The sequence below is a fragment of the Stenotrophomonas sp. STEN020 genome, from assembly GCF_056760195.1.
The window spans coordinates 20653-28475 of the sequence record NZ_JBRREI010000057.1 but is presented as its reverse complement, the minus strand read 5'-3'; the positions used below and the strand labels follow the sequence as shown (position 1 = coordinate 28475).

The 7823-nt window shown below is 64.0% G+C and carries 5 protein-coding genes and 2 tRNA genes; 4 read left to right on the top strand and 3 right to left on the bottom strand.

The window, feature by feature from the left end:
- Positions 1-127: 127 nt before the first annotated feature.
- Positions 128-2371, bottom strand: a complete 2244-nt coding sequence (gene parC, locus ACVOLZ_RS18650) for a DNA topoisomerase IV subunit A (protein WP_481517425.1) — start codon at positions 2369-2371, stop codon at positions 128-130.
- 214 nt (positions 2372-2585) lie between these two features.
- Here parC and ACVOLZ_RS18645 point away from each other — a divergent pair, with 214 nt between their 5' ends.
- From ACVOLZ_RS18645 to ACVOLZ_RS18630, 4 genes are read left to right on the top strand one after another with little or no spacing between them, the layout of a single operon-like run.
- The gene (locus ACVOLZ_RS18645) at positions 2586-3029 is read left to right on the top strand and encodes a MarR family winged helix-turn-helix transcriptional regulator (protein ID WP_481517424.1); all 444 of its coding nucleotides are present in this window, start codon (positions 2586-2588) and stop codon (positions 3027-3029) included.
- The gene (locus ACVOLZ_RS18640) at positions 3026-4501 is read left to right on the top strand and encodes an efflux transporter outer membrane subunit (RefSeq protein ID WP_481517423.1); all 1476 of its coding nucleotides are present in this window, start codon (positions 3026-3028) and stop codon (positions 4499-4501) included. Before ACVOLZ_RS18645 ends, ACVOLZ_RS18640 begins: the two co-directional genes overlap by 4 nt.
- A 12-nt stretch (positions 4502-4513) precedes the next feature.
- Positions 4514-5695, top strand: a complete 1182-nt coding sequence (locus tag ACVOLZ_RS18635) for a multidrug transporter (protein WP_481517422.1) — start codon at positions 4514-4516, stop codon at positions 5693-5695.
- A gap of 7 nt (positions 5696-5702) precedes the next feature.
- Positions 5703-7265, top strand: coding sequence for a DHA2 family efflux MFS transporter permease subunit (locus tag ACVOLZ_RS18630; protein ID WP_481517421.1), 1563 nt, complete (start codon positions 5703-5705; stop codon positions 7263-7265).
- 213 nt (positions 7266-7478) lie between these two features.
- Here the strand turns inward: ACVOLZ_RS18630 and ACVOLZ_RS18625 are convergent.
- Together ACVOLZ_RS18625 and ACVOLZ_RS18620 are read right to left on the bottom strand one after the other, a co-directional pair.
- Positions 7479-7565, bottom strand: a tRNA-Leu gene (locus tag ACVOLZ_RS18625).
- Positions 7566-7695: 130 nt separating this feature from the next.
- Positions 7696-7782: transfer RNA gene (locus ACVOLZ_RS18620), tRNA-Leu, on the bottom strand.
- Between the last annotated feature and the right edge of the window lie 41 nt (positions 7783-7823).

Sequence of the window (7823 nt, the reverse complement as noted above, 5' to 3'; positions counted from 1 at the left end):
TTCGATACTCGCTATCATCGTTGTGGTAGGGGGCGCGGGGGTGCGGGGGGGCGGCGCGGCCGCGCCCCCCCCCGCCCCCACAAAAAACAGTCAAAAAAAAGGCCGGGCATTGCCCGGCCTCCTTTTATTACTGAACTTCCAGCCCTTCAACCTTCTGCCACCCTCGCGGCAACAAATGCCCGCGCGTCGCCCGCGTTCCCAGATACGTCTCCAGGTCCTTGAACGACAGGTTCATGGTGCGCTGGCCACTGCGCACCTGCAGGGTGTTGCCCGGGCCTACCGCGACCACCGCGACCACGCGCTCGGTGGAGAGCTTGGCCTTGGGGATCTCGATGATCTTGTTGCCCTTGCCCTTGTCCAGCTCAGGCAGCTCGCTGGCCGGGATGACAAGCATGTTGCCGGCGCTGGTGACCGCGACGATGCGATCGGTTTCCGGATTGGCGACCAAGGACGGGGTCAGTACTGCCGAACCTGCGGACAGGTTGAGCATCGCCTTGCCTGCCTTGTTGCGGCCGGTGAGGTTCTCGAAGCGGGTGACGAAGCCATAACCATGGGTGGACGCCAACACGAAGCGGGTGTTGTTGTCGCCGCTGGCCACGGTAACGAAGCTGCTGCCCGAGGCCGGTGAGAAGCGGCCGGTCAGCGGCTCGCCATTGCCGCGCGCCGAGGGCAGGGTATGCACCGGCGTGGAGTAGGCGCGGCCCTCGGTATCGAGGAAGGCCACCTGCTGGGTGCTGCGCGTACGCGCCACCGCCAGCAGGCTGTCGCCGTCGCGGTAGTTCAGGGTCGAACCATCGACGTCGTGGCCCTTGGCTGCGCGCACCCAGCCCTTCTCCGACAGCACAACGGTCATCGGCTCGCTGGGCACCAGCTCGGTTTCGTCGATGGCCTGGGCAGCACCGCGCTGGACCAGCGGCGAGCGGCGCTCGTCGCCGAACTTCTTGGCGTCGGCCAGCAGTTCGTCCTTGACCAGCTTCTTGAGCTTGGCGCTGCTCTGCAGAATCGACAGGATCTTGTCGCGTTCCTTGGCGAGCTCATCCTGCTCGCCGCGGATCTTCATTTCTTCCAGGCGCGCAAGCTGCTTGAGCTTGGTTTCCAGGATGTACTCGGCCTGGTCTTCGCTCAATGCGAAGCGCGCGATCAGCGCGGCCTTGGCATCGTCCTCGGTGCGGATGATGCGGATCACTTCGTCCAGGTTGAGGAAGGCAACCAGCAGGCCTTCCAACAGGTGCAGGCGACGCTCGACCTTCTGCAGGCGATGGTTGAGGCGGCGGGTGACCGTGTCCTGGCGGAAGCGCAGCCACTCGCTGAGCAGCATCTTCAGGTTCTTGACCTGCGGACGGCCGTCCAGGCCGATGACGTTGAGGTTGACGCGGTAGCTGCGCTCAAGGTCGGTGATGGCGAACAGGTGGCCCATCAGCTGCTCGGCGTCGACGCGGTTGGAGCGCGGCATCAACACCACGCGCACCGGGTTGGCGTGGTCCGATTCGTCGCGGATGTCTTCCAGCCACGGCAGCTTCTTGGCGCGCATCTGCGCTGCGATCTGCTCGATCACCTTGGACGGCGAGACCTGGTGCGGCAGCGCATCGATGACGATGTTGCTGCCTTCCTTCTTGAAGGTGGCACGCGCGCGCACGCTGCCATTGCCGGTCTCGTAGATATTCCGCAGGTCCGACGGCGAGGTGATGATTTCGGCGGTGGTCGGGTAATCCGGGCCCTTCACGTGCTCGCAGAGCTCGGCGACGGTGGCGTCCGGCTCGTCGATCAGGCGCACCAGCGCGCTGACGATCTCATTGAGGTTGTGCGGCGGTACGTCGGTGGCCATGCCCACGGCGATGCCGGTGGTGCCGTTGAGCAGCAGGTGCGGCAGGCGTGCCGGCAGCCAGGTGGGCTCTTCCAGGGTGCCGTCGAAGTTCGGGGTCCAGTCGGTGGTGCCCTGGCCCAGCTCGCCCAGCAGCACCTCGGCAATCGGGGTCAGCTTGGATTCGGTGTAACGCATGGCCGCGAACGACTTGGGGTCGTCGCTGGAGCCGAAGTTGCCCTGGCCCTCGATCAGCGGGTAGCGGAACGAGAACGGCTGCGCCATCAGTACCAGCGCTTCGTAGCAGGCGCTGTCACCGTGCGGGTGGTACTTACCGATGACGTCACCGACGGTGCGGGCGGACTTCTTGGGCTTGGCCCCGGCACCCAGGCCCAGTTCACTCATCGAATAGACGATGCGGCGCTGCACCGGCTTGAGCCCGTCGCCGATGAACGGCAGGGCGCGGTCCAACACCACGTACATGGAGTAATCAAGATAGGCGCGTTCAGCGTATTCGCGCAGTGGCTGCTGTTCGAAGCCATGGTAAGCGGGGCGTGCAGACTCAGTCATTGCGGGTGGGTGCTACCTGTTGTGCGGAGCCAAGGCGGGGGCCGCCGGCTGCCTGATCCGACAATTATCCGGATGGCGGCGACGATGCCAAGCGCGACGACTGTCCGGGTGAAGGTGTTGTCATCGATTCGCTACATATGCGTAACGGTGAATTCATTTCTTGGTGAAAATATTCCATGGAATATATTTCCAGTTGGAAATAAAATGTTGCCGCATGAACCCCCCTATATCTGTACCCCCAAGCTTTGGCCTGCTGATGCGCCAAGTGGGCGACGGGCTGGTGCGCCAGCTCGACGCGACCATGGCCGAGGAAGGCCTGGGCATTGGCTTCACCCATTACGTAGGGCTGAAGGTGCTCTCGCAGATGGCGCCGTGTACTGCCGCCGAGCTCGGCCAGGCCATCAACCAGGTGCCCAGCGCGGTCACCCGTCTGCTGGATCGGTTGGAGGCCCTGGGCGCAGTGCGCCGTGAGACGCATGCGCAGGACCGAAGGGCCTTGCAGATCGTAGTGACCGACGAAGGTCGAGCCCTGTGGCAGCAACTCAAGGTGCGCGGTGACCGGATCATGGATCTGGCCCTGGGCGACCTGACTGCCGCTGAGCATGACCAATTGTTTTCCCTGTTGACCCGAGTACGGGACGCTCTCTCTCCCCCATGAAAATCTCTCCCTTGAACTACACGCGCCCGTTGCTGTTGGGTGCCTTGGTGTTGGCGCTTGCGGCCTGCGCAAGCAGCCGTGGTTTGCAACCGCAGGGCCATCTGCTCGATGCCGATAGCCTGCAGTCCGGGCGCAGCCTGGCCGCTGCGCCGCTCAGTGCTGCCGGCTTCCCGGCCGCTGATTGGTGGCGGGCGCTCGGCGACCCGCAGCTGGATGCGCTGGTGGCTGAAGGCCTGCGCAGCAATCCTTCACTGGAAGCGGCCGATGCACGCCTCCGGCAGGCACAGGCACAGGCATCCGGCGCCAATGCCGAGCGCAAGCCCAGCCTGTCGCTGGCGCCCGGCTATACCGGGCTGACCTTGCCGGAATCGATGGCCGGAGATCTCGGCGGCGATTACATGGGCAGCGTGCAGGCGGTGGCCAATTTCAGCTACGGCGTTGACCTGTGGGGCGGCAAGCGCGCGAACTGGGAAGCGGCAGTGGGCAGCGTCCATGCCTCGACGGTGGATGCGCAGGCAGCGCGGCTGGATCTGTCGGCCGCCATCGTCCAGACCTATGTGCAGCTGGCCCACGCCGGGCAACTGCAGCAGGTTGCCAATGACGAACTTGCGCGCGCCGAAAAGACGCTTGAGCTGACCAACCAACGCCGCCGCGCCGGCATCGACAGCAACCTGCAGGTAACCCAGGCGCAGGCGCGACTGCCGCTGGCCCGACAGCAGCAGCTGGCCGCGCAGCAGCAGATCGATTCCGCCCGCAACGCCTTGGCGGCGCTGCTGGGGCAGGGCCCGGATCGCGGCTTGGATATTGCTGTTCCTGCCGAATTGAATCCGCTGGCCCTGCAGCTGCCAAGCGTATTGCCCAGCGAACTGCTGGGGCGTCGTCCGGACGTCGTCGCTGCGCGCTGGCGCGTGGAAGCGGCAGACAAGCAGATCAAGGTCGCCAAAACCCGCTTCTATCCAAGCCTCAACCTGACCGCACTGGGCGGCGTGGTGTCGAAGAACCTGGACAGCCTGCTGCAGAGTGGCTCCACCTTCGGCCTGCTGGCACCGGCGCTGAGCCTGCCGATCTTCGACGGCGGCCGCCTGCGTGCAGGCCTGGCCGGCAGCGATGCCGAGTACGACCTAGCGGTGGCCAACTACAACCACACCGTAGTCGAGTCGCTGCGCGACGTGGCCGACCAGGTCACCGCACTGCGCTCGTTGGCCGAGCAGGTGCAGGCCCAGCAGCAGGCACAGGCTACCGCCCAGGCCGCCCATGACCTTGCCCAGCAACGCTACCGCGCCGGCATCGGCAATTACCTGGACGTGCTCAGCACCCAGGACCAGTTGCTACGCACCCAGCAGCAACTGAGCAACCTGCAGTCGCAACGGCTGCTGTCCTCGGTGCGTCTGAGTGCGGCATTGGGCGGAGGCTTCCAGCCTGACGCCGCTGCCGAACCTGCTGTTGCCATCAACGCCAATTCGAATTCCTGAGACGCCTCCCCCATGAGCCAGACCTCCTCCCCCGAAGCGGCAACCGCCGCTCCCAGCCGTCGCGGCAAGCTGCTGCGCGGCCTGTTGTTCGTCATCCTGATCCTGCTGGTGGCGTTTGCTGCCTGGTACTACTTCCTGGGCCGCTGGGCCGAGGAAACCGACGACGCCTATGTTGGCGGCAACCAGGTGCAGATCACCCCGCAGATCACCGGCACCGTGGTGTCCATCGCTGCCGACGACGGCATGAAGGTAGAGCAGGGCCAGTTGCTGGTGCAGCTGGACCCGGCCGATACCGAAGTGGCCATGCAGCAGGCGCAGGCCAACCTCGCCAGCACCGTGCGCCAGGTGCGCGGCCTGTACCGCAGCGTGGAAGGTGCGCAGGCGGAGTTGAACGCGCGGCAGGTGACGGTCAAGCGTGCCCGCGAAGACTTCGCCCGCCGTCGTGACCTTGCAGCTACCGGTGCGATCTCGAACGAAGAGTTGGCCCACGCCCGTGACGAACTGGCCGCTGCCGAAGCTGCCGTCGCTGGTTCGCGCGAAACCGTTGAGCGTAGTCGCGCGCTGGTCGATGACACCATCATCGCTACCCAGCCAGACGTGCAGGCTGCGGCCGCGCAGTTGCGCCAGGCCTACCTCAACAAGGCCCGCGCCGGCATCGTTGCGCCAGTGAGTGGCTATGTCGCACGCCGCTCGGTGCAGGTTGGCCAGCGCGTGCAGCCGGGTGCTGCCTTGATGGCGGTGGTGCCGGCCGAGCAGATGTGGGTGGATGCCAACTTCAAGGAAACCCAGCTGCGTCATATGCGCCTGGGCCAGGAAGTGGAGCTGCGCTCGGACCTGTACGGCGGCGATGTGACCTATAAGGGCCACATCACCAATCTCGGCCTGGGTACCGGCTCGGCGTTCTCATTGCTGCCGGCGCAGAACGCCAGCGGCAACTGGATCAAGATCGTGCAGCGGGTTCCGGTGCGTATCACCATTGACGCCAAGCAGCTTGCCGAGCATCCGCTGCGTCTTGGCCTGTCGATGAAGGCCGAGGTCAATCTGCACGATCAGAAGGGCACGGTGCTGCCGGCTGACGTGGCCAAGGGCACGGTGTACGGCACTGAGGTTTATACCAAGCAGCTGCATGATGCCGACGCCATGATCCACAGCATCATCCAGGACAACCTGCCGCCGTCCGCGCGCGCCAGCTGAGGTCACCATGTCCGCTCAAGCTCCCACGGCGCCGGCCGCACCTGCGGCGGGTGCAGGGCCGGCCAATGTAGCCCTGTGCACGGCTGGCCTGGCCCTGGCTTCGTTCATGCAGGTGCTGGATACCACCATCGCCAACGTCTCGTTGCCCACCATTGCCGGCAACCTCGGTGCCAGTTCGCAACAGGCGACCTGGGTGATCACCTCGTTTGCGGTGAGCACCGCGATTGCTTTGCCGCTGACCGGCTGGTTGAGTCGTCGTTTCGGCGAGGTCAAATTATTTATATGGGCGACGATCGCGTTCTCGATCGCCTCGCTGTTATGCGGCATCGCCCAGAGCATGGGCATGCTGGTGGTGTCGCGCGCGCTGCAGGGCTTCGTGGCTGGGCCGATGTACCCAATCACCCAGTCGCTGCTGGTGTCGATCTATCCACGGGAGAAGCGCGGGCAGGCGCTGGCCTTGTTGGCGATGATCACCGTGGTCGCGCCGATTGCCGGTCCCATCCTCGGTGGCTGGATCACCGACAACTACAGCTGGGAATGGATCTTCCTGATCAACGTGCCGCTCGGTGTCATCGCTGCCGCGGTGGTCGGCAGTCAGCTGCGTCATCGCGTGGAAACTACCGAGCGGCCGAAGATGGATTACGTCGGTCTGGTCACCCTGGTGATCGGCGTCGGTTGCCTGCAGCTGATGCTGGACCTGGGTAACGAAGAAGACTGGTTCAACTCGACCAAGATCGTGGTGCTGACCTGCATCGCGGTGGTGATGCTGGCGGTATTCGTGATCTGGGAGCTGACCGACAAGGACCCCATCGTTGACCTGAAGCTGCTGCGGCATCGCAATTTCCGGGCAGGCACGCTGGCGATGATTGTGGGTTACGCCGCGTTCTTCTCGGTGGCGTTGATGATCCCGCAGTGGTTGCAGCGTGACATGGGCTATACCGCGATCTGGGCCGGTCTGGCGACTGCACCATTAGGCATCCTGCCGATCATGGTGGCGCCGGTGCTGGGCAAGTTCGGCCACAAGGTGGACATGCGCTACCTGGCGACGATTGCGTTCTTCGTGTTGTCGATGACCAGTTTCATGCGCTCGGGCTTCAACCTGCAGGTCAACTTCGAACACGTTGCTGGTGTGCAGCTGCTGATGGGTGTTGGTTTGGCGCTGTTCTTCATGCCGGTGCTGCAGATTCTGCTGTCCGACCTTGATGGGCGCGAGATCGCCGCCGGCTCCGGCCTGGCGACCTTCCTGCGGACCTTGGCGGGCAGTTTCGCGGCGTCGCTTACCACGTGGTTGTGGGCGCGTCGGACTCAACAACATCATGCTGATCTGACCGAACATGTGTCGCTGTACGATCCGGGCATGCATCAGCAGGTGAGCGCGATGGGGCAGGGCGACCTGCAACATGGTGCAGCGGTGCTCAACGAGATGATCAACCACCAGGCCTCGCAGATGGGCTTCAACGACATCTTCCTGCTGCTGGGCTGGGTGTTCCTGTTGATCATCGGCCTGGTGTGGCTGGCCAAGCCGCCGTTTGGTGCGGGCGCTGGCGCAGCATCGGCAGGCGGGCACTGATCCTTGTTTGTGGGAGCGGCGTAAGCCGCGAAGCCGATAGCAATGAAACTACAGCGAAGCCCGTAATCCGATGGATTGCGGGCTTCGCTGTTGTGTAGTGCCCAGCCATGCTCGGCAATGGCTTTACTGGTAAAGCTTCTGCCGAGCATGGCTCGGCACTACAAATTGCAGGCACAAAAAAACCCGCTTTCGCGGGTTGTTTCGTTTGAGTCATGGTGCCCAGGAGAGGACTCGAACCTCCACGGAGTTGCCCCCGCTAGCACCTGAAGCTAGTGCGTCTACCAATTCCGCCACCTGGGCGACTCAGGAGCGAGATTATGTAGGACGTTTCTGGTGCCGTCAACAGTTTTGGGAAGAGCGGGCTTTCCAGCTGCAGTTCCCAAACCCCGGAAACGAAAAAACCCGCTTTCGCGGGTTTGATCTTGAAACGTGGTGCCCAGAAGAGGACTCGAACCTCCACGGAGTTGCCCCCGCTAGCACCTGAAGCTAGTGCGTCTACCAATTCCGCCACCTGGGCACTTCAGGCCGCGAATTCTGCAGAGGATGGCGATCTTTGTC

Coding starts and splice junctions, on each gene's coding strand:
- ACVOLZ_RS18645 (WP_481517424.1), top strand. CDS start 2,586: ATGAACCCCCCTATATCTGTACCCCCAAGCTTTGGCCTGCTGATGCGC.
- ACVOLZ_RS18635 (WP_481517422.1), top strand. CDS start 4,514: ATGAGCCAGACCTCCTCCCCCGAAGCGGCAACCGCCGCTCCCAGCCGT.
- parC (WP_481517425.1), bottom strand. CDS start 2,371: ATGACTGAGTCTGCACGCCCCGCTTACCATGGCTTCGAACAGCAGCCA.
- ACVOLZ_RS18640 (WP_481517423.1), top strand. CDS start 3,026: ATGAAAATCTCTCCCTTGAACTACACGCGCCCGTTGCTGTTGGGTGCC.
- ACVOLZ_RS18630 (WP_481517421.1), top strand. CDS start 5,703: ATGTCCGCTCAAGCTCCCACGGCGCCGGCCGCACCTGCGGCGGGTGCA.